General features: G+C 62.8%; 19 protein-coding genes and 2 pseudogenes. 14 read left to right on the top strand and 7 right to left on the bottom strand.

The features are described from left to right. Positions 1–35 precede the first annotated feature (35 nt). The 3 genes from WMW70_RS20610 to WMW70_RS20600 all read right to left on the bottom strand — a co-directional run bounded on the left by WMW70_RS20610 (position 36) and on the right by WMW70_RS20600 (position 3123). A complete protein-coding gene (locus WMW70_RS20610) occupies positions 36–656 on the bottom strand; it encodes an NAD(P)H-dependent oxidoreductase (RefSeq protein WP_341439338.1) in 621 nt (206 codons plus the stop codon). Next, complete coding sequence (locus WMW70_RS20605) at positions 649–2043, bottom strand: class II fumarate hydratase (RefSeq protein ID WP_341439337.1); 1395 nt, start codon at positions 2041–2043, stop codon at positions 649–651. The genes WMW70_RS20610 and WMW70_RS20605 overlap by 8 nt, the downstream gene beginning before the upstream one ends. Before the next feature lie 69 nt (positions 2044–2112). Continuing rightward, positions 2113–3123, bottom strand: a complete 1011-nt coding sequence (locus tag WMW70_RS20600) for a DUF2804 domain-containing protein (RefSeq protein WP_341439336.1) — start codon at positions 3121–3123, stop codon at positions 2113–2115. A gap of 254 nt (positions 3124–3377) precedes the next feature. On the opposite strand from WMW70_RS20600, the gene WMW70_RS20595 reads away from it, so the two are divergent. The 13 genes and pseudogenes from WMW70_RS20595 (at position 3378) to WMW70_RS22185 (ending at position 17136) form a co-directional block, all read left to right on the top strand. Continuing rightward, on the top strand, positions 3378–3878 hold the full coding sequence (locus tag WMW70_RS20595; RefSeq protein ID WP_341439335.1) for a DUF2059 domain-containing protein: 501 nt from the start codon (positions 3378–3380) through the stop codon (positions 3876–3878). A gap of 13 nt (positions 3879–3891) precedes the next feature. Further along, complete coding sequence (locus WMW70_RS20590; protein ID WP_341439334.1) at positions 3892–4185, top strand: BolA family protein; 294 nt, start codon at positions 3892–3894, stop codon at positions 4183–4185. Between the two features lie 280 nt (positions 4186–4465). Beyond that, positions 4466–5404, top strand: coding sequence for an oxygen-dependent tRNA uridine(34) hydroxylase TrhO (gene trhO / locus WMW70_RS20585; RefSeq protein ID WP_341439333.1), 939 nt, complete (start codon positions 4466–4468; stop codon positions 5402–5404). Between the two features lie 2 nt (positions 5405–5406). Further along, positions 5407–6039 carry a DsbA family protein gene (locus WMW70_RS20580; RefSeq protein WP_341439332.1) on the top strand — a complete coding sequence of 211 codons (633 nt, stop codon included), beginning with the start codon at positions 5407–5409 and terminating at the stop codon, positions 6037–6039. Further along, positions 6032–7810, top strand: coding sequence for an ABC transporter ATP-binding protein (locus WMW70_RS20575; RefSeq protein ID WP_341439331.1), 1779 nt, complete (start codon positions 6032–6034; stop codon positions 7808–7810). Before WMW70_RS20580 ends, WMW70_RS20575 begins: the two co-directional genes overlap by 8 nt. Before the next feature lie 299 nt (positions 7811–8109). After that, positions 8110–8616 carry a hypothetical protein gene (locus WMW70_RS20570; RefSeq protein WP_341439330.1) on the top strand — a complete coding sequence of 169 codons (507 nt, stop codon included), beginning with the start codon at positions 8110–8112 and terminating at the stop codon, positions 8614–8616. 350 nt (positions 8617–8966) lie between these two features. Continuing rightward, entirely contained in the window at positions 8967–10049 is a 1083-nt protein-coding gene (gene hppD / locus WMW70_RS20565; protein WP_341439329.1) for a 4-hydroxyphenylpyruvate dioxygenase, read from the top strand. A gap of 113 nt (positions 10050–10162) precedes the next feature. Then, positions 10163–11302 (top strand): homogentisate 1,2-dioxygenase, encoded by a 1140-nt coding sequence (locus tag WMW70_RS20560; protein WP_341439328.1) that lies wholly within the window; start codon positions 10163–10165, stop codon positions 11300–11302. Next, complete coding sequence (locus tag WMW70_RS20555; RefSeq protein ID WP_341439327.1) at positions 11302–12285, top strand: fumarylacetoacetate hydrolase family protein; 984 nt, start codon at positions 11302–11304, stop codon at positions 12283–12285. Before WMW70_RS20560 ends, WMW70_RS20555 begins: the two co-directional genes overlap by 1 nt. A 98-nt stretch (positions 12286–12383) precedes the next feature. Then, positions 12384–13034 (top strand): maleylacetoacetate isomerase, encoded by a 651-nt coding sequence (maiA, locus tag WMW70_RS20550; protein ID WP_341439326.1) that lies wholly within the window; start codon positions 12384–12386, stop codon positions 13032–13034. 172 nt (positions 13035–13206) lie between these two features. Next, positions 13207–14667 (top strand): sodium-dependent transporter, encoded by a 1461-nt coding sequence (locus tag WMW70_RS20545; protein WP_341439325.1) that lies wholly within the window; start codon positions 13207–13209, stop codon positions 14665–14667. A gap of 516 nt (positions 14668–15183) precedes the next feature. After that, positions 15184–16278, top strand: a pseudogene (locus WMW70_RS22190) (HAMP domain-containing protein); the annotation flags it as partial. After that, positions 16255–17136, top strand: a complete 882-nt coding sequence (locus WMW70_RS22185) for a methyl-accepting chemotaxis protein (protein WP_445942181.1) — start codon at positions 16255–16257, stop codon at positions 17134–17136. The pseudogene WMW70_RS22190 and the gene WMW70_RS22185, both read left to right, overlap by 24 nt. Before the next feature lie 254 nt (positions 17137–17390). Here WMW70_RS22185 and WMW70_RS20535 read toward each other — a convergent pair whose 3' ends face one another. The 3 genes and pseudogenes from WMW70_RS20535 to WMW70_RS22175 form a co-directional block, all read right to left on the bottom strand. Then, a complete protein-coding gene (locus WMW70_RS20535) occupies positions 17391–18488 on the bottom strand; it encodes a metal-dependent hydrolase (protein WP_341439323.1) in 1098 nt (365 codons plus the stop codon). Positions 18489–18672: 184 nt separating this feature from the next. Further along, complete coding sequence (locus WMW70_RS22180) at positions 18673–19377, bottom strand: methyl-accepting chemotaxis protein (RefSeq protein WP_445942180.1); 705 nt, start codon at positions 19375–19377, stop codon at positions 18673–18675. A gap of 420 nt (positions 19378–19797) precedes the next feature. Beyond that, positions 19798–20298 (bottom strand): annotated as a pseudogene (locus tag WMW70_RS22175) (MCP four helix bundle domain-containing protein); the annotation flags it as partial. A gap of 509 nt (positions 20299–20807) precedes the next feature. Here WMW70_RS22175 and WMW70_RS20525 point away from each other — a divergent pair. After that, entirely contained in the window at positions 20808–21572 is a 765-nt protein-coding gene (locus tag WMW70_RS20525) for a substrate-binding periplasmic protein (RefSeq protein WP_341439321.1), read from the top strand. A 166-nt stretch (positions 21573–21738) separates the two neighbouring features. Here WMW70_RS20525 and WMW70_RS20520 read toward each other — a convergent pair whose 3' ends face one another. Next, complete coding sequence (locus tag WMW70_RS20520) at positions 21739–22497, bottom strand: Crp/Fnr family transcriptional regulator (protein WP_341439320.1); 759 nt, start codon at positions 22495–22497, stop codon at positions 21739–21741. Positions 22498–22675 lie beyond the last annotated feature (178 nt).

The raw sequence follows: 22675 nt of genomic DNA, 5'->3' as shown, positions 1-22675 counted from the left end.
ATGGTTGCGATAGCTTCTGGATTACACCAAGGCTTCTAGGCGCGCAGGCCCAGGCGTTCAGCGCGGCGCAGCCAGCTCTGCCGCTGTTCTTCGGAGGAGGGGCGGACCGGGGCGAATTCCGCCAGACGGCGGGTCTTGATACCGCTGAAGCCGAGGATGGTCCGGGTCATCTGCCGGTGTGCCGGTGCGCCGTAGATCCAGCGGAAGTACCAGGGTGGGGTGTCCATGGTCACCAGCAGATCGGCGGTGCGGCCGCTGAGCAGCTTGTCCCACAGCTGTGAGCGATTGCGGTACTTGAAGGCGAAGCCGGGCAGAAAGGTGCGGTCGAAAAAGCCCTTGAGCAGTGCCGGTATGCCGCCCCACCAGACTGGGTAGACGAACACCAGATGCTCGGCCCAGTGGATCTGCCGCTGGGCTTCCAGCAGGTCCGGCTCCAGGGGCTGGCTCTGCTCGTAACCGTCGCGCAGCACCGGGTCGTAGCTCATTTCCCCCAGTTTCAGTTGGCGCACCACATGGCCTTTGCTGCGTGCGCCCTGGGCATAGGCTTCGCCCAGAGCGTGGCACAGGCTGGCGCTTTTCGGTGTGCCGAGGATCATCAGAATGCGCTTGCCATCGCCTTCCAGCGGCGTTGCGCCGCTCTTTGCTGCTTCACTCATGTTGACCCGCCTCCAGCATGTTTTCGGGACGCACCCAGGCGTCGAACTGTTCGTTGTTCAGGTAGCCGAGCTGCAGCGCGGCCTCACGCAGGGTGCTGCCCTCCTGATAAGCCTTCTTGGCGATTTCTGCGGCCTTGTCATAGCCGATATGCGGGTTCAGCGCGGTCACCAGCATCAGGCCGCGCTCCAGGTGCGCGGCCATCTGCGCGCTATCCGCTTGCAGGCCGGCGATGCAGTGCTGCTGGAAGTTGTGGCAGCCGTCGGCCAGCAGGCGTATCGATTGCAGCAGGTTATGGATGATCACCGGCTTGAATACATTGAGCTGCAGATGCCCCTGGCTGGCGGCAAAGGCGATGGTCGTGTCGTTGCCCAGCACCTGGCAGGCCAGCATCGACAGGGCTTCGCACTGGGTTGGGTTGACCTTGCCGGGCATGATCGAGCTGCCCGGCTCATTGGCCGGCAGGCGCACTTCGGCAAAGCCGGCGCGGGGGCCGGAGCCGAGCAGGCGCAGGTCATTGGCCAGCTTCATCAGCGCCACGGCGAGCACCTTCAAGGCCCCGGACAGTTGCACCAGGGGCTCGTGGCCGCTCAGGGCGGCAAACTTGTTCGTGGCGCTGACCAGCGGCAGGCCGCTGAGGGCCGCCAGTTCGGCTGCCATGGCCTCGGCAAAGCCCTGCGGCGAGTTGAGCCCGGTACCAACCGCAGTGCCGCCCTGGGCCAGCTCGCAGACACCGGGCAGGGCCGCGCGGATAGCGCTTTCCGCATAGCCCAGCTGGGCGACAAAGGCCGAGAGCTCCTGGCCGAAGGTGATCGGCGTGGCATCCATCATATGGGTGCGCCCGGTCTTGACCAGCTTGGCATGCCGCTCGGCCTGTTCCTGCAGGCCGTCACGCAGCTCGCGAATGGCTGGCAGCAGCCGCTGCTGCAACGCCTGGGCGGTGGCGATATGCATGGCGGTGGGGAAGCTGTCGTTGGAGCTCTGGGCGCGATTGACGTGGTCGTTGGGGTGCACCGGGCTCTTGCCGCCGCGCGCGCCGCCGGCCAGTTCGTTGGCACGGCCGGCGATCACCTCGTTGACGTTCATATTGCTCTGGGTGCCGCTGCCGGTTTGCCAGACCACCAGGGGGAACTGTTCATCGTGCTCGCCGGCGATGACTTCGTTGGCCGCCTGTTCGATCAGCCGGGCAATATCGGCGGGCAGCTCGCCGATGCGCTGGTTGACCCGTGCCGCGGCCTTCTTGATCAGCGCCAGGGCGTGCACCACGGCCAGGGGCATGCGCTCCTCGCCAATGGCGAAATTGATCAGCGAGCGTTGGGTCTGTGCGCCCCAGTAGGCGTTTTCGGGGACATCGATGGGGCCTAGGCTGTCAGTCTCTGTACGGCTCATGGTGGCTCTCCGGAAGGTGGCGCAAGCTTAGGCTATCGCGAAGGGCCAGAGGTTCCAATGCGCCGAGGATTACCAGCGGGCGTGGGTCTCGCCCAGCCAGCCCAGGGCATTATTGACGGGAACCCGTTCGCCCTTCGGGCCGCGCAGTACGCCCTGGTAATGACCAAACCATTGCTGGGTATCGGCATAGAAGGGGCCCAGCCGTCGGTAGGCCTGATGGCGCTGGCGCGGGGTAAAGGTCAGGCTGACGGTGTCGTCCGCGCTGCTGAGCTGCCAGGGTGCCAGCAGGCCGGGGGTGGTCGGGGTGATGCTGATCGGCGCATTGAGGTGCTGCAGCTCGCCGCCAAACCACAGGGTGTTTTCCGTCAGGCCGCTGTAATCGGTCCAGCCGGCCCCGAAATTGCCGGCGATGCCGCCGGGGGCGGCGAAGGCCGCGCGGGTCCAGTGGCTGTTGAGCGGCCAGACGCCGCGGCCAAAGTCCAGGGAGGCGAAACTCTGGCCGCCGACACAGCTGTAGTGCTGCTTGCCCAGCTGCACGCTGCCATTGCAGGGCAGGCCCAGTTGCCGGCTGGTCGCATGAAAGCTGCCTGGGCCCAGCGGCACCACAAGGTTGACCGAGTCGAGGTGGGCCGGGCGAAGAATATCCAGGGCGACATGCAGCGCCTGCCCACCAATATCCGGGGCGTTGACGCTTATCCGGGTACGCCCGGTATGTTCGGTAACCCGCAGCTGCAGGCGCGGATGATTGAATTCGTGGCTTTGCTGGGGATGGTCCGGCAGGTGGCTGCCGATGCCGAACAGGCGAAACTGGCTGAATTCGAAGGCCTGGCCGCTGTGCAGGTCAAGAAAGTAGGCGGCGGCATAGCCCAGGTAGTCGAGGTTCGCCTGGGTCAGCGAGAGCATCCAGTCCGGCGTGGTGATGCACCAGTGATTCCAGCGCTTGCGCCGGCCATAGTGTCCGGGGATAGCGCAATCGACCAGGGGGCGTGGCGACCAGCCAATGGCCTGCGGATTGAGCTGACCCTGGTCGCTGCAGAGCGCAATGGCTGCCAGGGGGGCTGGAAGGGTGAAACTGTTCATCTAACACGTCCATGTGTGTACGGGCGTCAGGCAGTTGCCAGTCGACCCGGCGTAGCGGGAAATGGCTGATCCGTCGAGCATGACCAGTCGGCAGTCGCTCCGGCAAGTACTGGCATTTTGGCCTTTAAGCGCGCAGTGCGCCAGTGCACAGTCGCTTTGTGCGCTGCGCCACGCTTGAGTGCACACGGTGCTTGGGGACAAAATGCGGGTTGTAGGGGTCCAACAGGGCTCTATCCTTTACCCAGGAGTCATCGATGCCACGTTTATCCGCCCTCTGTGCCGCGCTGCTGCTGGCTTGCACCAGTGCCCAGGTTTTCGCCGATGCGCGCAGTCATGCCGCCGATGCCGAGCGTTTTCTGCTGCTGGCTCACGCCGACAAGCTGGCGGTACCGGTTTATGGCCAGGTGCGGGACATGTTTGCCCAGCGCTTTGCCGAGAGTAAGGAAGCGTCGGGCAATCGGGCCCTGCTGGAAACTTACCAGGCCCAGGCCAATGCCGCGCTGGAGCAGGCAATCGGCTGGGATAAGCTCAAGCCGGACATGATCAAGCTGTACACCAGCAACTTCAACGAACAGGAAATGAAAGACCTGATCACCTTCTACGAGTCGCCCCTGGGCAAGAAGGTTCTGGAGCAGATGCCGTCCCTGACTGCACAGTCGGCGCAGCTGACCCAGAGCAAGCTGGAAAGCGCGGTGCCCAAGGTCAACAAGCTGCTGGCAGAGATGAGCGCCAAGCTGCCCCCCAAGACGCCATAAAGGGAGCGCTCTGATGCCGAAAATCGATCTGTTGCAGGCGGCCTTTGCCGCACTGCAGCCCCAGCACCTCGAGCTGCTGGATGAAAGCCATATGCACAGCCGGGGGCTGGAAACCCATTACAAGGCGGTGATCGTCAGCCAGCAGTTTGCCGGTTTGAATGCGGTCAAGCGCCACCAGAAGGCCTATGCCGCGGTTGGCGAGCTGATGGGCCAGATCCATGCCCTGGCCTTGCACACCTACACCCCCGACGAATGGGCGGAGCAGGGCAGCGTGCCGGCCTCGCCGACCTGCAAGGGCGGCCACTGAGAACCGGCTTACGATCTCGCGAGCTAGAGACCAGCAAGGCAAAAGCAGGCGAGGACGCGGAGTGTACGAGTTGTACATGAGCATCCGAGCCTGCTTTTAACGCAGCAGGGCCGACGCGCAGCAGATCGTAAACCGGTTCTGAGACAATTGGCCCCTACACGCCGTGCCTGAAGAAACGTAAACTGCGCCACCGCCGGCTCAAGGTGAACAACCCTGGGTCGGCGTATTTTTTTGTATCCCGGTCCGCCCTTTACGTGGGCGACTACTGAAGGACATGCACATGACTGACAAGATCGTTGTCGCCGCGCTGTATAAATTCGTTTCCCTGCCCGATTACCAGGCCCTGCGCGAGCCACTGCTGCAGGCCATGCTGGACAACGGCATCAAGGGCACCCTGCTGCTCGCCGAGGAAGGCATCAATGGCACTGTCTCCGGCTCGCGCGCCGGTATCGACGGCCTGCTGGCCTGGTTCGCCCAGGATGCGCGCCTGGCCGATATCGACCACAAGGAGTCCTACTGCGATGAGCAGCCGTTCTATCGCACCAAGGTCAAGCTGAAGAAGGAAATCGTCACCCTCGGCGTTCCCGGCGTCGACCCGAACCAGAAGGTCGGCACCTATGTCGAGCCCAAGGACTGGAACGCGCTGATCTCAGACCCCGAAGTGCTGCTGATCGATACGCGCAATGACTACGAGGTGTCGATTGGTACCTTCGAGGGTGCGGTCGATCCGAAAACCAAGTCGTTCCGCGAGTTTCCCGACTACATCAAGGCGCACTTCGACCCGGCCAAGCACAAGAAGGTCGCGATGTTCTGCACCGGCGGCATCCGCTGCGAGAAGGCCTCCAGCTATATGCTCGGTGAGGGTTTCGAAGAGGTTTTCCACCTCAAGGGCGGCATTCTCAAGTACCTCGAAGAAGTGCCGCAGGAAGAAACCAAGTGGCAGGGCGACTGCTTCGTCTTCGATAACCGGGTGACGGTGCGCCACGACCTCTCCGAAGGCGACTACGACCAGTGCCACGCCTGCCGCACCCCGGTGTCGGTGGAAGATCGTCAGTCCGAGTTCTACACCCCGGGCGTCAGTTGCCCACATTGCTGGGACTCGCTGCCGGAGAAAACCCGCGCCGGTGCCCGCGAGCGTCAGCGTCAGATCGAACTGGCCAAGGCGCGCAATCAGCCGCACCCGCTGGGCTACAACCCCCGACAATCGCGCGAGGCTTAACCATGCACGCACGCCTGCTCTATGTCATGGACCCGATGTGTTCCTGGTGCTGGGGCTTTGCCCCGGTGCTCGAGTCCCTTGCCGAGCAGGCTGCGGCGGCAGGCGTCGGCCTGCAGCTGGTGCTGGGTGGTTTGCGCCGTGATGGCGTGGCCATTGATGCGGCCGCCCGGGTGCGTTACCTGGGCTACTGGCAGGCGGTCAATGCCAGCACCGGTCAGCTGTTCAACTTCGAAGCCGGCCTGCCCGAGGGGCTGGTGTACGACACCGAGCCGGCCTGTCGCGCTCTGGTCACCGCGCGCAGCCTGGCTCCGGATATGGTCTGGCCGCTGGCTCAGTTGATCCAGCGCGCCTTCTATACCGAAGGTGTGGATGTCACCCGCGCCAGCGTGCTGGTGGAATTGGCCGAGCGCGCCGGGGTTCCGCGCATCGTGTTTGCCGAAGCCTTCGACAGTGCCGCGCAACGCGACGCCACCGCTGCCGATGTCAGCTGGGTGCAGGACCTGGGCATCGCCGGTTTCCCCACCCTGTTGGCCGAACGCAACGGCCAGCTGGCGCTGCTGACCAACGGTTATCAACCCCTTGAAGTGCTGCAGCCGTTGCTTGCGCGCTGGCTGGAGCGTGCGGCCCATGCCTGATCGCCTGAGCTGGGCGGAAATCCGCCGGCTGGCCCTGCACCACAAGAAAGCCCTGATCCTGGCCAATCTGGTGGCGCTGTTCGCCACCCTGTGCAGCGTGCCGATTCCACTGCTGTTGCCGCTGCTGGTCGACGAAGTGCTGCTGCAGGACGGCGATGCGGCGCTCAAGGTGATGGACAACTTCCTGCCCGGGCAATGGCAAACCGCTGCCGGCTATATCGGCCTGATGCTGGTGCTGACCCTGCTGCTGCGCGGTTCGGCGCTGATCTTCAACGTGCTGCAGGCCAAGCTGTTCGCGCGCCTGTCCAAGGACATCGTTTACCGTATCCGCATCCGCCTGATCGAACGGCTCAAGCGCATCTCCCTCGGCGAATACGAAAGCCTTGGCGGCGGTACCGTCACCACCCACCTGATCACCGATCTGGAGACCCTGGACAAGTTCGTCGGCGAGACCCTGAGCCGCTTTCTGGTGGCGATGCTGACCCTGGCCGGCACCTCGGCCATCCTGATCTGGATGCACTGGCAGCTGGCGCTGCTGATCCTCTTGTTCAACCCCCTGGTGATCTACGCCACGGTGTTGCTGGGCAAGCGGGTCAAGCACCTGAAGAAACTGGAAAACGACAGCACGGCGAGCTTTACCCAGGCGCTGACCGAAACCCTGGATGCGATCCAGGAAATCCGTGCCGGCAACCGCCAGGGCTTCTTCCTCGGTCGTCTCGGCGGCCGGGCTCGGGAGGTGCGCGACCATGCCATGGCCTCGCAGTGGAGGACCGATGCCTCCAATCGTGCCAGCGGTTTGCTGTTCCAGTTCGGTATCGATGTGTTCCGCGCCGCGGCCATGCTCACCGTGCTGTTCTCCGACCTGTCGATCGGCCAGATGCTCGCGGTGTTCAGTTACCTGTGGTTTATGATCGGTCCGGTCGAGCAGCTGCTCAGCCTGCAATACGCCTTCTATGCCGCCGGCGGCGCGCTGACCCGGATCAACCAGCTGCTGGCGCGCCAGGACGAGCCGCACTACCCGGGGCGGGTCGACCCGTTCAAGGGCCGCGACACCGTGGGTATCGAAGTCAGCGGGCTGACTTTCGCTTACAACGATGAACCGGTCCTCAACCACCTCAACCTGAGCATCGCGCCTGGGGAGAAGGTGGCCATAGTCGGGGCCAGCGGCGGCGGCAAGAGCACCCTGGTGCAGTTGCTGCTGGGGCTCTACACACCCCAGGCCGGTACTATCCGCTTCGGCGGCAGCAGCCAGGAGGACATCGGCCTGGAGTGCGTGCGCGAAAACGTCGCGGTGGTGCTGCAACACCCGGCGCTGTTTAACGACACGGTGCGCGCCAACCTGTGCATGGGGCGCGAACGCAGTGATGAAGGGTGCTGGCGTGCCCTGGAAATCGCTCAGCTGGCCGACACCATCCGCAGCCTGCCGCAAGGCCTGAACAGCATGGTCGGTCGCAGCGGCGTGCGCCTGTCCGGCGGCCAGCGCCAACGCCTGGCGATCGCCCGTATGGTCCTGGCCGAACCCAAGGTGGTGATCCTCGACGAAGCTACCTCTGCCCTCGACGCCGCCACCGAATACGCCCTGCATCAGGCGCTTAACCAGTTCCTCAACGGCCGCACCACCCTGATCATCGCCCACCGCCTGAGTGCGGTGAAGCAGGCGGATCGGGTGCTGGTGTTCGACGGCGGCAGCATCGCCGAAGATGGCGGCCACCAGCAGCTGATCGCCGAAGGCGGGCTGTATGCCAAGCTATATGGTCACTTGCAGCACTGACCAGCGTTGCCGCTCCACTGTGCACTGGAGCGGCTGCAGTCGAGCAACTGGCCAGCTATTCAGTAGCCGTGGCTGCCATTAAGAGCCTCTGGTTTAGTGGCGCAGATGAACAGCCCAGTAACACGCAAACACTCACAGGCTGTTGTCTTTTCTGAATTGCGAGGACGCTCACGTTTGCCAGGCGGGTAGCTGCCTGGCGGCGATTGGCAGCCTACGCCAAGGGAGTAGAGTACTGACCGGTGTACTTGAACGAGCATCCGAATGTATTTCTTCGCTCATCGAATTCTGGAGACTTTGCCATGCTGAAGAACACGCTTCTCGCTGTTTCGGCTTGCGCCTTGATGTTGACCGGTGGCCTCAATCATGACGGTCATCTGTTATTAGGCACCGCCTATGCCAAGGAAGGTGGTGGCCATGGTGGCGGAAACGGTGGTGGCCATGGTGGTGGAAACGGTGGTGGCCACGGTGGTGGTAATGGCGGTGGTCACGGTGGTGGCCAAGGTTCCGGCAACGGTTCCGGGCATGGTTTGGGCCAAGGCAAGGGCCAATCTGCCAACTCGAGTAAAGGTCACGGCGCAGCCACCTCGGCAGCTGCGAGTTCTAAGGCAACTACTGGTTTGGCCAAGGCCATGTCCGTTGTGGCCTCCACACCAGCAGCATTGGCCGCAGTTCTGGGCTTGGAAAATGCCTTCTCGAACAGCACTAAGCAAGATGCTGAGGATGCTGAGGATGCTGAAACTGTGGGTGAGGGCGCAACTGATAGCGACGCGAATGGTGATGATTCGACCGGTGAATCCGGTATCTGAGTCTGTTCCACGCGCAAGCTGATTATGGCAAAAGCCCGGCATTGGCCGGGCTTTTTGCTGTTCGCGGCCAGTGCGCACGTGGTAACTGCGTAAGAGGGTGCTGGGCACTACCCACCAGTGTAAGAGTGGCAGTCTGGCGCACCACGATGTAAATAATACGTTACGTTAGGCGAGTGTTTTTGGTGTTAACACGCTCGGGTTGTTGGATCTGTACGGAAAGTCTGCCGTTTAAGCTCATTCAGGATGTTGTTCTTACCCGCTGCTGCTCTTGTTAGCGGGGCTGCGCTCGGTTGTTATGAGGTCAATTCCGCTGACGCGGCGGCTGATCAAAACAACAACGAGGAGGCGCAATGAACGCCGTGAACAAGATCGAGCAGCACAACCCCATCGGCACCGACGGCTTCGAGTTCGTCGAATACACCGCGCCGACTCCGGAAGGCATCCAGCAGCTGCGTGAGCTGTTCACCGCCATGGGCTTTACCGAAACCGCCAAGCACCGCTCGAAAGAGGTCTGGCTGTTCCAGCAGAACGATATCAATTTCGTGCTTAACGGCAGCCCCACTGGGCACGTGCGTGAGTTCGGCCTGAAGCACGGCCCGAGTGCCTGCGCCATGGCCTTCCGTGTACAGAACGCGGCCCAGGCCGCCGCCTATGTGGAATCCCAGGGTGCCAAGCTGGTGGGCAGCCACGCCAACTTCGGCGAGCTGAATATCCCCTGCGTCGAGGGTATCGGCGGCTCCTTGCTGTATCTGGTGGACCGCTACGGCGACAAGAGCATCTACGACGTCGATTTCGAATATATCGAAGGGCGCACGCCAAACGACAATGCGGTCGGTCTTATGGAACTCGATCACCTGACCCACAACGTCAAGCGCGGACAGATGGACGTGTGGTCGGGCTTCTACGAGCGCATCGCCAACTTCCGCGAGATCCGCTACTTCGATATCGAAGGCAAGCTCACCGGTCTGCTGTCGCGCGCCATGACCGCGCCCTGCGGCAAGATCCGCATCCCGATCAACGAGTCGGCCGACGACAAGTCGCAGATTGAGGAATTTATCCGCGAGTACCACGGCGAGGGCATCCAGCATATCGCCCTGAGCACTGAGGATATCTACGCCACCGTGCGCCAGCTACGGGCCAATGGCGTGCAGTTCATGGTCACTCCCGGCACCTACTACGACAAGGTCGACACCCGTGTGGCCGGGCATGGCGAGCCGACCGACGTGCTCCGTGAACTGAGCATCCTGATCGATGGCGCGCCGGGTGATGACGGCATCCTCCTGCAGATTTTCACCAATACTGTGATTGGCCCGATCTTCTTCGAGATCATCCAGCGCAAGGGTAACCAGGGCTTTGGCGAAGGCAACTTCAAGGCCCTGTTCGAGTCCATCGAGGAAGACCAGATCAAGCGCGGCGTGATCAAGGCTGATTAATCCGACACCGCAATGGTGGGTTACGGCGCACCGGTACCAGGGGCAATCCTGCTCACCGTGTCTGCGCCTAACCCACCCTACGCCACAGCTGTCGAGTTGAGGAGACACCGGCCATGAGCCGTAACTGGATCAGTTTTCCCCTGCGTGAAGGCGAGTGTTCGCGTCAGGCGCACTGCGACTTTCCCGAGGGCACTTACGAGCGCGAGATGGGCCGCGAGGGCTTTTTTGGCCCCACCGCGCACCTGCACCACAAGCATCCGCCCACCGGCTGGATCGACTGGCAGGGGTCGTTGCGCCCCCATGCGTTCAACTTCAATGATATTTCCAGCGAGCGTGACTGCCCGCTGGCCGCGCCGCTCACTCTGCATAACAGCGATGTGAAGCTGCGCGTGTGGAAAACCCACGGTGCCATGCGCCATCTGGTGCGTAACGCCGATGGCGATGACCTGCTGTTTATCCATGAGGGGGCAGGGCACTTCTACTGCGACTTCGGCCATCTGACCTACCGTGACGGCGATTACCTGCTGATTCCGCGCGGCACTGCCTGGCGCATCGAGGCCAGTGAACCGACCTTTATGCTGCTGATCGAGAGCACCGACGGTGCCTATCAGCTGCCGGACAAGGGCCTGCTCGGCCCGCAGGCGATCTTCGATCCAGCGGTGCTCGATCATCCGCGCATCGATGACGCCTTCAAGGCCCAGCAGGACGAAAACACCTGGCAGATTCGCATCAAGCGGCGCGGTCAGGTCAGCACCGTGACCTATCCCTACAACCCGCTGGATGTGGTCGGCTGGCATGGCGACAACACCGTGGTGCGCCTCAACTGGCGCGATATCCGCCCGCTGATGAGCCACCGCTACCACCTGCCGCCCTCGGCGCATACCACCTTTGTGGCCAACGGTTTTGTCATCTGCACCTTTACCCCACGCCCGGTGGAAAGCGACCCTGGCGCGCTGAAGGTGCCGTTCTATCACAACAACGACGACTACGACGAAGTGCTGTTCTACCACCGTGGCAACTTCTTCAGTCGCGACAATATCGAGCAGGGCATGGTCACCCTGCACCCGTGCGGCTTCCCCCACGGCCCGCACCCCAAGGCGCTGAAGAAGGCGCAGACCGATCCGGCCAGCTTTATCGATGAGGTGGCGGTGATGATCGATACCCGCCGCGCCCTGGAAGTCGGCGAAGCCGCTGCCGTGGTGGATGTTCCCGAATATGTGAATTCCTGGCGTGCGCCGGGCAAGGAATCCTGATGAAACTCGCATCACTGAATCAAGGCCGCGACGGCATGTTGGTTGTGGTATCCCGCGACCTTAGCCGCGCTGTTAAAGTGCCGGCCATCGCCGCTACCCTGCAGGCCGCGCTGGATAACTGGGCCGTGGCCAAACCCAAGCTGGAGGCGGTCTATCAGCGCCTGAACGATGGCCTGGAGGAGGGTGCGTTTGCCTTAGATCAGGCCGCCTGCCATAGCCCCTTACCGCGGGCCTATCACTGGGCCGATGGCAGCGCCTACGTCAATCACGTGGAACTGGTGCGCAAGGCGCGCGGTGCCGAGATTCCGGAAAGCTTCTGGCATGACCCGCTGATGTACCAGGGCGGTGCCGACTGCTTTATCCCACCGCACAGCCCGATTCAGATGGCCGACGAGGCCTGGGGCATCGACCTGGAAGCCGAGATTGCGGTGATTACCGATGACGTGCCGATGGGCGCGACCGCTGCCGAGGCCGCCGGGCATATTCAGCTGCTGATGCTGGTCAACGATGTGTCGCTGCGTAACCTGATTCCCGGCGAGCTGGCCAAGGGCTTCGGCTTCTACCAGAGCAAACCCTCATCCAGCTTCTCGCCCGTGGCGATTACCCCGGACGAGCTGGGCGATACCTGGAAGGATGGCAAGGTGCATCGGCCGCTGGTCTCGCATATCAACGGCGCGCTGTTCGGCCAGCCGGACGCCGGGGTGGACATGACCTTCAACTTCCCGACCCTGGTGGCCCATGCTGCCAAGACCCGGCCGCTGGGCTGCGGCACCATCATCGGTTCCGGCACGGTGTCGAACTACGACCGCAGCGCGGGTTCTTCCTGCCTGGCGGAAAAACGCATGCTGGAAATCATCGAGAGCGGCGAGGCGAAAACCCCGTTCCTCAAGTTCGGTGACCGGGTGCGTATCGAGATGTTCGACGCCGCCGGCCATAGCCTGTTTGGCGCGATTGATCAGGTAGTGGAGAAGTACAAAGGTTGATTTTGTAGGAGCGGGCCATGCCCGCGAGCATCGGCGACGAAAAGCATCGCGGGCATGGAACTAGGCGTTCCCCCCGCTCCTACGTTGGGAGAATGTCCATGCTGACCCTTTATTCATACTGGCGCTCCAGCGCCGCCTACCGGGTGCGTATCGCGCTTAACCTCAAGGGCCTGCCCTACAAGCAGGTGCCGGTGCATCTGGTCAAGGATGGCGGCCAGCAGCACAGCGCCGACTACCAGGCGCTGAATCCGCAGGAGCTGCTGCCGCTGCTGGTGGACGAAGATAACGGCGGGGTGCGTATCGCTCAGTCCCTGGCGATTCTGGAATACCTCGACGAGGTGTTTCCGACACCAGCGCTGCTACCCAGCGACCCCGCCAAGCGCGCCCAGGTGCGTGCCCTGGCCCTGCATATTGCCTGCGATCTGCATCCACTGAACAACCTGCGGGTGCTGCAGTACCTGACCGGTGAGCTGGGGGTGAGCGAGGCGAAGAAAGACGCCTGGTATCAGCACTGGCTGCACAAGGGCATGGCTGCGGTCGAGGCTGGGCTTGCGGTATTCGATGATCGGCTGTCGCTTGGCGAACGGCCTGGATATCTGGAAGCCTGTCTGGTGCCACAGCTGTATAATGCCCGCCGTTTTAACTGTGACCTCGATGCGTACCCACGCATTCTCGCCATGGCGGCGCGTTGTGAATCTCTGGACGCCTTTAAGCAGGCCGCGCCGGAGGTGCAACCCGACGCTCAGTGATCTCAGCCGGCCTCGCCGCCGCTAGGGTCTGGCGAATCCGGCGACCCCAGGTAGGCGCAAAGCGGCATAGCCGAGCGCACTCGCTTTAAACCGACCTGAATGCCTTGCACTCCGCCGCGCCACAAGCGCTGCGGGTTCCATTTCGTCACAGATAAAAACAAACAGGTGACGCATGACCCGTGAAAAACCGAAGAACCTCTGGCTCTCGCGCTGGGGCTTTATTCTTGCTGCAACCGGCTCCGCTGTGGGCCTGGGCAATATCTGGAAATTCCCCTACATCACCGGCGAATACGGCGGTGGTGCCTTTGTGCTGATGTACCTGGCCTGCATCCTGGCCATCGGCATTCCGGTAATGATGACCGAGATCGCCATTGGCCGCCGCGGCCGTGGCAGCCCCATCGATGCGATAGGGCGGGTGGTCAAGGAAAATGGCGGCAACCCCCTGTGGAAGGCGGTCGGCGGCATGGCCATGCTGGCCGGTTTTATGATCCTGTGTTTCTACGTAGTGGTGGCCGGTTGGGCCTTTGCCTACACCGTGAAAATGCTCGACGGCTCCCTGGCTGCCACCAGTGTGGAAGCACTCGGCGGGGTGTTCGAGGCGCATAATGCCAACCCCTGGCAGCTCGGCGGCTGGAGTGTGCTGGTGGCGCTGCTGACCCTGTGGATCGTTGCCAAAGGCGTACAGAAGGGCATCGAGAGTGCCGTGCGCTGGATGATGCCAGGCCTGGCCGTGATGCTGCTGATTCTGGTGGGCTATGCCTTTACCAGTGGCGGTTTCAGCGCTGGCTTCGATTTCCTGTTCACCTTTGATGCCTCGAAAATCACCGGTGAAGCACTGCTGGCCGCGCTGGGCCATGCGTTCTTTACCCTGAGCCTGGCCTCCGGGGCGATTCTCACCTACGGCTCCTATATCCCCGACGGCCAGTCGATTGCCCGCACCACCTTCGTTGTCGCCCTGTGCGATACCTGTGTGGCGCTGTTGGCGGGGCTGGCGATCTTCCCGATCATCTTCGCCAACGGCATGAGCCCGGGTGCGGGGCCGGGGCTGATCTTTATGAGCCTGCCGCTGGCCTTTCAGCAGATGCCGTTCGGCACCGTTTTCGGCGTGCTGTTCTTCGCCATGGTGTCGATTGCCGCCCTGACCTCGGCGATTTCCATGATCGAAGCCACGGTGGCCTATCTGAACGAGAAGCACGGCATCAGTCGGATGAAATCCGCGGTCCTGGCTGGCGGCGTACTGCTGGTGATCAGCCTGCTGGCCATGCTCTCGTTCAATCTGATGTCCGGTTGGACGCCGCTGGGCAAGAACTTCTTCGACTGGCTGGACTACCTGACTTCGCGCTGGATGATGCCTCTGGGCGGGATTTTCCTGGTCTGTCTGGCGGGCTATGCCCTGCGTGACGAAATCATGCGTGATGAGCTGAACCTGCCACCACTGGGCTATGCCCTCTGGCTGTTTATGGTGCGCTATGTCAGCCCGGTACTGATCATGGTGGTGTTCCTCCACGCCCTCGACTGGTTGCTGTTCGACCCGGTCAGCCAGTGGTACTGGATCGCCGGAGCCATCGGCCTGCTCACGGTGCTGGGTGAACTGCTGCGGCCGCGGGTGATGCCGGTACTGGCCGGGCGTTAAAAGGTTCTACGCTGGACGAAGCAGGGGGCATGACCGTAAGGGCATGCCCCCTTTCTTATGGCGATATAGCCGTTAGGTGCGGCATGCAGCAACTCCTTGTAGGCACGGGCGGGACTGCGCAGTTCCATGTCTGAGAACTACGCGAGGCCAGATACTTTCGCGGGCATGGCCCGCTCCTACAACAGCAGCGGGGATGTGATCCGGGCTGCTTTCTACCCATTTAAGCCTTTGCGCTGTTATGGCCGCGGGCTGGGTCTAGCTGATGGCGATAAGCCGCCATCTAGGTCTGGGTCGCGGCGGAAAGTCGCCGACTGCGGAGGCTGCCGACAAACTGACGCCGTTGGATCGGCGCTCCTCGATTCGTAGCAGGCCAGCTGTGATGCAGCCTGCAGCTCCAATCTCGATTTTTCCCCCGGGCTGGCGCAGGGGTTGCAGGGGTAGCGGCTAAACTGCTTGCAGTCATTACAAGGAGCCGCCGCTGTCAGGCCGCCCGATAATAAAAACGGAGTCATTGCCATGTCGTCTGCCGCCCGCCTGTTCGCCGATCTTGCCGTCGGGAAAAAACTCCTCTGTGGTTTCGGCCTGGTGTTGCTGCTGACCATTGCGGTGACCGGCAGTGGTTTTCTCGCGGTGCAGGCGGTGCTGCAGGGCCATGAGAATGTCGCTCGGTTGTCGGCGATCGACGGCATGATTCTCCAGGCGCGGCGTTTCGAGCGGGATTTCGCCCTGCGCCAGAACGACGAGGCGGCGGCGCGGATGCGTGACCAGCTGGACAAGGTGGACGCGCTGCTGGCCGAGCAACTGCAAGCCAGTGCGGCCCAGGACCGCGCCCGTCTGCAGGGTATGCAGCAGGCCATTGCCGATTACCGCCGTCAGTTCGATGGCTTTGTTCAGCAGCTGGGCAATGCACGTCAGGCGCGCACGACGATGCGCGAAGCGGCGGGGGAGGCGCGCGATCAGTTCGATGTGATCGAGCTGGACATGTACGACGCCGTGCGTGAGCTGCGCCTGGCCGGTGACAAGCTGCGTGGCAGTGACCCGCTGACCCTGGCGGAAACCGCCTCGGGGCTGAGCAAGCGCATGCTCGATCTGCGTGGCCATGAGAGCCAGTTCATTATCGATGGCTCGGCCGAGTCCCTGGAGGAATGGACCTATATCAACGACGACCTGCAGACTGTCGCGCGCAGCCTGATGGTCTGGCTGGACGACGATCAGAAGCGCGCCATCGAGTCGGCTCTGCAGGCCCTGACCCAGTACCAGACGGCCTTTGCCAATTACCAGCAGATGCGCGAGCAAAGCCATGCCAGTGAGCAGGCCATGGTCGAACAGGCACGTGCCGTACTGGCCCAGGCCGGGGAAGCCAAGGACCGCGAAGACCAGGCGATGACCGCCGACAGCCGCCAGGCCCTGCTGCTGCTCGGGGCCATGGGCCTGGCGGCCGTGGTGCTGGGCATGCTGGCGGCCCTGCTGATTTCCCGTTCCATCGTGGCCCCGCTGCGCCAGGCCGTGGCCTTTGCCCGGCGCATTGCCGAGGGCGATCTTAGCCAGGACCTGCAGCACAATCGTCGCGATGAAGTGGGCCAGCTGATGGCGGCCATGCAGGCCATGAGCCTCAGCCTGCGCACCCTGGTGGGGCGTATCGGCGGTGGCGTCAGCCAGATTGCCGCCGCCGCCGAACAGCTCTCGGCGATCACCGCGCAAACCAGCGCCGGGGTGCAGAACCAGAAGATGGAAACCGAACAGACCGCCACCGCCATGCATGAGATGGCCGCCACCGTGCAGGAGGTGGCGCAGAACGCCGAGCAGGCGTCCCGGGCCGCCCGCGATGCGGACCGCGAGGCGCAGCAGGGCAACGGCGTGGTGCAACAGGCGGTCAGCCAGATCGGCAGCCTGGCCCGGGAGGTCGAGCAGTCGGCTGAAGCCATTGCCGCGCTGAATCAGGAGAGCGCGCGTATCGGCAGCGTGCTGGAGGTGATCCGCACTGTCGCCGAGCAGACCAATCTGCTGGCCCTCAATGCGGCCATCGAAGCGGCCCGGGCCGGCGAGCAGGGCCGCGGCTTCGCCGTGGTGGCCGACGAGGTGCGCGCCCTGGCCAAACGCGCCCAGGACTCCACCGAGGAGATCGAAAGCCTGATCGTCAGCCTGCAGGGCATGGCCAAGGGGGCGGTGGAAAAGATGGAAAGCAGCCGCAGCCTGACCCAGCGTACCGTGACCCTGGCCGCCGAAGCGGGCGATGCCCTGGGGCGGATCACCCTGGCGGTGAGCACCATCGAACAGATGAACCAGCAGATCGCCGCGGCCGCCGAAGAGCAGAGCGCGGTGGCGGAAAATATCAGCGAAAGCGTGACCCGGGTGCGCGATATCGGCGAGCAGAGCGCCAGCGCCAGCGAGCAGACCGCCGCCTCCAGTGCCGAACTGGCACGCCTGGGTGTCGAGTTGCAGGGACTGGTCGCGCAGTTCCGTACCTGAGGTAAACCGGGGGATTTGCGCCGTTCGGGAGCGGTCTGGTAGTTGGTAGATACCGACTTCCCGGATTGCATCCGGGCTACGAGAGCCGGATTTGGGTAGCGAATCCATTCCCTCGGGCAACCCGAGATCCGTAGGGGATCACTCGCCGCAGGCAGTGCACCATGGCTGTCGGGCTGTCGGGCTGTCGGGCTGTCGGGCTGTCGCTTCGCTCCCGAGCGGCCCGCCCAGCCTTGTCGCCGCTATCCCATGCGCGACTAGCAGGCCGTTTTCAACCCTGGATTGCCCACGCAGGTCGTTTCTCTATGGCCTGTCAGGGGTTTGCCCAGCTCGTTGGCCCAGGCCACCAGCGGCACATTCACTTCGGGCTGCCAGATGCGTGTCAGCAGCAACTGCAGGCGGTCTATATCGCCACGTTCGAAGGGCAGGCGCTGAATTTCATCGTGTATGCGCCATTGGCCGTCTTCCAAGGTGGCGAAGGCGAAGCGGAAGGGATGAAAGCCGGTCATGCCCAGGCGGATATCGGTTACCACCAACTGATCGCCGAGCTGGTCGTAGCGCAGCACGCCGTCGGTGAACCAGGCCAGGCGTGCATGCGCCGGCGAGTCGGCCAGGGCTGCGGCCAGCCGGGTGCCGCGGGCAATCCTGCCGAGCTGCGGCGGGGCGCTGTCGAGCCAGCTGACCAGCACTTCGTGATAATCCTCACCCTCCAGCACGATCACCCGCCACAACAGGCTGTTGAAGGGTGTCGGCGTGCTGAACAGGGCATCGGCCTGGATGCCCTGGCGGGCCAGTTCGGCCTCCACCCGTTGTTCGGCCATATATTTGCCGCCCAGGGTTGAGGCCAGGTACAGGGTCGACAGCAGTAGAGCGATGGCCGGAACCCTGGGCGTCTTGTCCCGCAGCCCATACAGCAGGCCGATAACCACGGCGATACCCAGCGGCAAGGTGTAGAGGGGGTCGATGATAAAGATGCTCGACCAGGCGGTGGGCGTCGGCATCAGCGGCCAGAACAGCTGGGTGCCGTAACTGGTGAAGGCATCCAGCAGCGGGTGGGTGAGCAGGACCAGCCAGAGGGTGAAAAACAGCCGTTGCGTCGAATAGCCCGGATTGTGCCGCAAGCGCCGGGTCAGCCAGGTCAGCAGCAGGGCCAGGCCGGTGAGCACAATCAGCGAATGGCTGAAGCCGCGGTGGTAGGTCATGTCGGCTACGGCATCGCCGTAGTCGATGATTACATCCATATCCGGCAGGGTGCCGAGCATGGCCCCGTAAAGCAGGGCCTTGCGCCCTTGCCAACGGCCGAGCAGGGTGCCCTGGATAGTGGCACCGAGCACGGCCTGGGTAATCGAATCCATCGCGACAGCTCTCAGGTTGGTCAGATCGCTAACTTAACCGAGCCGCTGCAAATTGGCCGCTGGTAATTTTCAAGCAAAGATTTCACTGACGCAGCTGGCTGATGGCGGTCTCAGGCCCCTGACGCAGTGCCATGGCCGGGAGGGCGCTCACCCTCCCGGCCTGGAGTGGATTTACCAGCGCCTGTCAGAGCTTGAAGAAGCTGACCTTCTCGGTCAGGCGATTGGCCAGGGTGGCCAGTTCGCGGCTGGAGGAGGCCACCTGTTCGGAGCCGGCGGAGGTTTCCAGAGTGGCGTTGTGGATGCGGTTGATGTTCTGGTTGACCTCTTCGGCCACCGCGCTCTGTTCTTCCGAGGCGCTGGCGATCTGCGCGTTCATATCGTTGATGGCGGTGACTTCGGTGCTGATCTTGTTCAGAGCACTTTCCGCCACGGCAGTCTGCTCGACGGTCTGTTGAGCCAGTTGGCGGCTGCTGCGCATCACTTCGGCGGCCTTGCCGGCACCTTCCTGCAGCTTGCCGATCATGCCGCGGATTTCCCGGGTCGAGTCCTGGGTGCGGGTGGCCAGGGAGCGAACCTCGTCGGCCACCACGGCAAAGCCGCGGCCATGTTCGCCGGCGCGGGCCGCTTCGATGGCGGCGTTGAGCGCCAGCAGGTTGGTCTGCTCGGCGATCGAAGTAATCACTTCGATGATCTTCTCGATGCTCTCGCTGTCAGTGGACACCTGCTGCACGCTCTGGGCGGCGCTTTCCAGGGTTTTCGCCAGGTTCTGGATGGCGCTGGCGGTTTCGCTGACCACGCGGTTGCCGGTGGCCACTTCGTTGTCGGCGCTACGGGTGGCGGAGGCGGCGCTGGCGGCGTAACTGGCCACTTCATTGACGGTGGCGGCCATCTGGTTGATGGCGGTGGCCATCTGCTCGGCTTCGCTGGATTGCAGGCGGATCTGTCGGTTGTTGCTGGCCGAAGTGGTCAGCAGCTGGTCGGAGGACAGGGTCAACTCGCCGGCGGCGCTGCGCACCTGGGTGATGGTCTCGGCCAGGTGCTTGACCATGTCCTGCAGGGCACCCATAACGCTGTCCGGGTAGCGGGTCTGGATGCGCTGGTTGAGTTCGCCATCGGCCAGGCGATGAATAACCTGGGCCACTTCATGGGGCTCGGCCCCCAGGGTGGATTTCAGCTGATTGATGATCAGCAGCGACACGCCAGCACTGAGCAGAATTGCCGCGGCGGTAACCAGCAGAATCAGCAGGCGAAAACCACCGGCGGCGTCGCGCACTGCTCCGATATCGTGGCCGATGGTTTCTTCCTGGTGGTCGATAAAGCCGTTGATGCGCTTGAGCCACTCACCGTAGGCCGGCGACACCTCGCTCAGTAGCAGGGCCTGGGTGGCAGCGCTATCGCCTTGGCGGCGCTGGGCGATCAGGCGCTCGGTCAGGCTCAGGGTACTGCGTTCGATGGCCTTGATATCGCTGAGCAGGCGCTGTTCGGTGACGCTCGGAGCCTGTTCGCGCAGCAGGCTATCCATGGCCTGGGCCGACTCCTGATAAAAGGCGTCGAGGCGCTGAATCTCTGCCAGCTGGCTGTTCAGGGCAGCATCGTTGTCCACCAGCACGGCGTCGCGAATGGCGATGGCGCGGTCATGCACGCTGCCGCGGAAGTTGATCGCATAGCGCTGCTTGACCGTGGCCCCTTCGCTGACCTCGGTCAGGGTGCTGTCGATAAAGCCGACCCGCAGCACCCCGAACAGGCTGATCAGAATCATCAGTGACAGAATCAGACCGAAACCCAGACCCAAACGCTGGGCGATGCTCATTTGCGATGACATAGGATGAACTCCTCTTGCCCCTGGGGGGCTACTGCGGCGTGCGACGGGTGGGGTGACGGCTAGATGCTGAATGCTGTCCTGTGCAAATCCTATACATAAAATAGATTTTGTACAGGTTTTGTTTGCATGTAGATGATAATGGCAGATAGCCGGTAGTGGTGCTGCATAGATGTCCAGGAAATGGCCATAATGCCCGCAGCCAAGTAGTTTCCGCCGGCTGCAGGCAGTCGCGCGGCCTGTGAGGCTAGGCAGTGGAGGCTCGACTGACCTATACGAAGGTTGTACAGGTGGTGCGGGCGGGGTAGGCGATGCTTGTGCGCCGTCCGTCCAAAGCCGAGCCAGGTGCTGGCAAAGCAAGCAAGCTGCAGCCCGCGCTATCGAACTTGCCCCTTTTGCGCACATGCGCCGGGCATGGGAGAGGTGTCAGCATCTATGCTTGGCCTAGTCTTTCCATCCGCTCCACCCTTGAGCACCGCACAGCTCATCAGGCAGAACACGTGAAGCTATCGACATCTACTGCAGCGCTGCTCTGTCTCCTGCTCGGCACTTTGGCCCGGGCCGAGCCGTATCAGGTCGTTACCGAGGAGTGGGCCCCGTACAACTACCAGGAGAACAATCAGCTCACCGGCATGGCCACCGAGATCGTGCGGACCATCATGGCAATGACCGGCGATGATTTCGAGATTGTGCTGCTGCCCAGTATGCGAACCACCCAGGTATTGCAGACCCGGCCCAAGACCATCATGTACTCGCTGTTTCGCACGGCGGAGCGCGAGCCTTTGTACAAGTGGGTTGGCCCCATAGTGGAAGAGTCCATCCACCCCTATCAGCTGGCCAGTGCACCGCAGCCGGTGAACTCCCTGGAGCAACTGATGCGCGCCCCGCAGATCACTACGCGCCATGCCGGCCTGGTACCCAAGATGTTGCAGTCGCTGGGCTTCAACAACCTCGACACAAGTGCAACCGTGAACCTGCAGCTCTACCGCATGCTGCTGGCCGGGCGCACCGGCATCATCATCGGCGACACCGATGCCGGGGTGGCGTACTACAGCCGCCAGTTGAATATCGCCCCTGGCACGCTGCGCAAGATCCCTATCGAAATCTATCGCGCCTCGCTGTACATCGCCTTCAGTCGCGACTGTGACGACGAACTGGTCGCCGCCTGGGCCGGTGCCCTGGAACAGCTGCGCCACTCGGGCGAGCTGGCGCGCATCCAGCGGCGCTATGTGCAAGCCAGCATGCCTACAACGAAGCGTCGATGAGTCTGCAGAAGAATGCGCGCGACACCCCAGGCATTCGCGCTTAAAAGAGGGCAGAGCACGACTGAACAGATGGCGATCAGTCCTTAGGATGGCACCTGGTTTTCACCTACCGCTGGTGGCCGACGGGACACTTGGACAACGCCTATTTCTGTTGGCACGCTGACGCTTAGCCATTGCCAATGGCGCAGTAATCGCCGGAGTGAAATGGGACTCGCAGAGCTCGTGGGAACAAACGCTCGAACTCATCTTTGACCACCGCATAACACTCGCAGGAACGCCCTTCCAACACCGGCCGATTGAGCAGGGTAATGCTGCCGCGGCGATAGCTGATGACCCCGGCACGCTGCAGACTGCCGGCCATTTCGGACACGCCGCCGCGCCTTACCCCAAGCAGGCTGGCGATCAACTCTTGGGTCATTTGCAGGGTATTAGCCGGCAAGTGATCAAAGTACTGCAGCAGCCAGCGGCAGAATTGCTGATCCAGCGAATGCGCGCGGGTACAGACCAGGCGCTGGGCCATCTGCGTGAGCAGCGCCTGGGTGTAGCGCAGGAGCAATTGTTGCAGCGCGCCTGCGTGATCGAAGGGTGACTTGAGCACCTGCCCCTTCGCGCGGTAGGCCGAGCCGCTGCTCTGCACGACGGCTCGGCTTAGGGGGGTCTCGCCGCCCATATACATGGCCAGGCCAACCACCCCTTCATTGCCGACGATGGCGATCTCGACCGACGAGCCATCTTCGACGCTGTACAGCAGCGAAACGATGGCGTTGGTTGGGAAGTAGAGATAGCGCATCGGCTCACCGGGCTCGTACAGCACCGTGCCCGCGAGCAAGGGAACAAGCTCGAGAAAAGGCAGCAGGCACGCTAGATCGTTGTCAGGCAGGGCAGCCAGCAAGTGATTTTCACGCGGATGAGTGGAGATCGACATAGCATCCTTTGAGCAACGGCACGGCAATCCCTTCCAGGCCTTTGCCAGCACCACTGCATGATGGCGAGAATCGCCAAGGAGTTCTGTCCGTTCGCGTACACAGCACGCGGAATTTGCCGAAATTGTCGGCAATTAGTGCTGTGATCCGTGCTGGCAGCGCAGCTGCAAGTCGCCTCCC

This window comes from Pseudomonas sp. XK-1, assembly GCF_038069885.1.
Classification (GTDB): domain Bacteria; phylum Pseudomonadota; class Gammaproteobacteria; order Pseudomonadales; family Pseudomonadaceae; genus Aquipseudomonas.
Note: the sequence above shows the minus strand (reverse complement) of the source record. Positions and strands in the feature narration are given on the sequence as shown.

What these genes read in the sequence shown, in the direction of transcription:
- WMW70_RS20555 (WP_341439327.1), top strand. Translation starts at nt 11,302, where the DNA reads ATGAAACTCGCATCACTGAATCAAGGCCGCGACGGCATGTTGGTTGTG.
- WMW70_RS20595 (WP_341439335.1), top strand. Translation starts at nt 3,378, where the DNA reads ATGCCACGTTTATCCGCCCTCTGTGCCGCGCTGCTGCTGGCTTGCACC.
- trhO (WP_341439333.1), top strand. Translation starts at nt 4,466, where the DNA reads ATGACTGACAAGATCGTTGTCGCCGCGCTGTATAAATTCGTTTCCCTG.
- WMW70_RS20600 (WP_341439336.1), bottom strand. Translation starts at nt 3,123, where the DNA reads ATGAACAGTTTCACCCTTCCAGCCCCCCTGGCAGCCATTGCGCTCTGC.
- WMW70_RS20570 (WP_341439330.1), top strand. Translation starts at nt 8,110, where the DNA reads ATGCTGAAGAACACGCTTCTCGCTGTTTCGGCTTGCGCCTTGATGTTG.
- WMW70_RS20580 (WP_341439332.1), top strand. Translation starts at nt 5,407, where the DNA reads ATGCACGCACGCCTGCTCTATGTCATGGACCCGATGTGTTCCTGGTGC.
- WMW70_RS20545 (WP_341439325.1), top strand. Translation starts at nt 13,207, where the DNA reads ATGACCCGTGAAAAACCGAAGAACCTCTGGCTCTCGCGCTGGGGCTTT.
- WMW70_RS20520 (WP_341439320.1), bottom strand. Translation starts at nt 22,497, where the DNA reads ATGTCGATCTCCACTCATCCGCGTGAAAATCACTTGCTGGCTGCCCTG.
- WMW70_RS20610 (WP_341439338.1), bottom strand. Translation starts at nt 656, where the DNA reads ATGAGTGAAGCAGCAAAGAGCGGCGCAACGCCGCTGGAAGGCGATGGC.
- WMW70_RS20560 (WP_341439328.1), top strand. Translation starts at nt 10,163, where the DNA reads ATGAGCCGTAACTGGATCAGTTTTCCCCTGCGTGAAGGCGAGTGTTCG.
- WMW70_RS20605 (WP_341439337.1), bottom strand. Translation starts at nt 2,043, where the DNA reads ATGAGCCGTACAGAGACTGACAGCCTAGGCCCCATCGATGTCCCCGAA.
- WMW70_RS20590 (WP_341439334.1), top strand. Translation starts at nt 3,892, where the DNA reads ATGCCGAAAATCGATCTGTTGCAGGCGGCCTTTGCCGCACTGCAGCCC.
- WMW70_RS22180 (WP_445942180.1), bottom strand. Translation starts at nt 19,377, where the DNA reads ATGGCCGCCACCGTCAATGAAGTGGCCAGTTACGCCGCCAGCGCCGCC.
- hppD (WP_341439329.1), top strand. Translation starts at nt 8,967, where the DNA reads ATGAACGCCGTGAACAAGATCGAGCAGCACAACCCCATCGGCACCGAC.
- WMW70_RS22185 (WP_445942181.1), top strand. Translation starts at nt 16,255, where the DNA reads ATGGCGGCCATGCAGGCCATGAGCCTCAGCCTGCGCACCCTGGTGGGG.
- WMW70_RS20575 (WP_341439331.1), top strand. Translation starts at nt 6,032, where the DNA reads ATGCCTGATCGCCTGAGCTGGGCGGAAATCCGCCGGCTGGCCCTGCAC.
- WMW70_RS20535 (WP_341439323.1), bottom strand. Translation starts at nt 18,488, where the DNA reads ATGGATTCGATTACCCAGGCCGTGCTCGGTGCCACTATCCAGGGCACC.
- maiA (WP_341439326.1), top strand. Translation starts at nt 12,384, where the DNA reads ATGCTGACCCTTTATTCATACTGGCGCTCCAGCGCCGCCTACCGGGTG.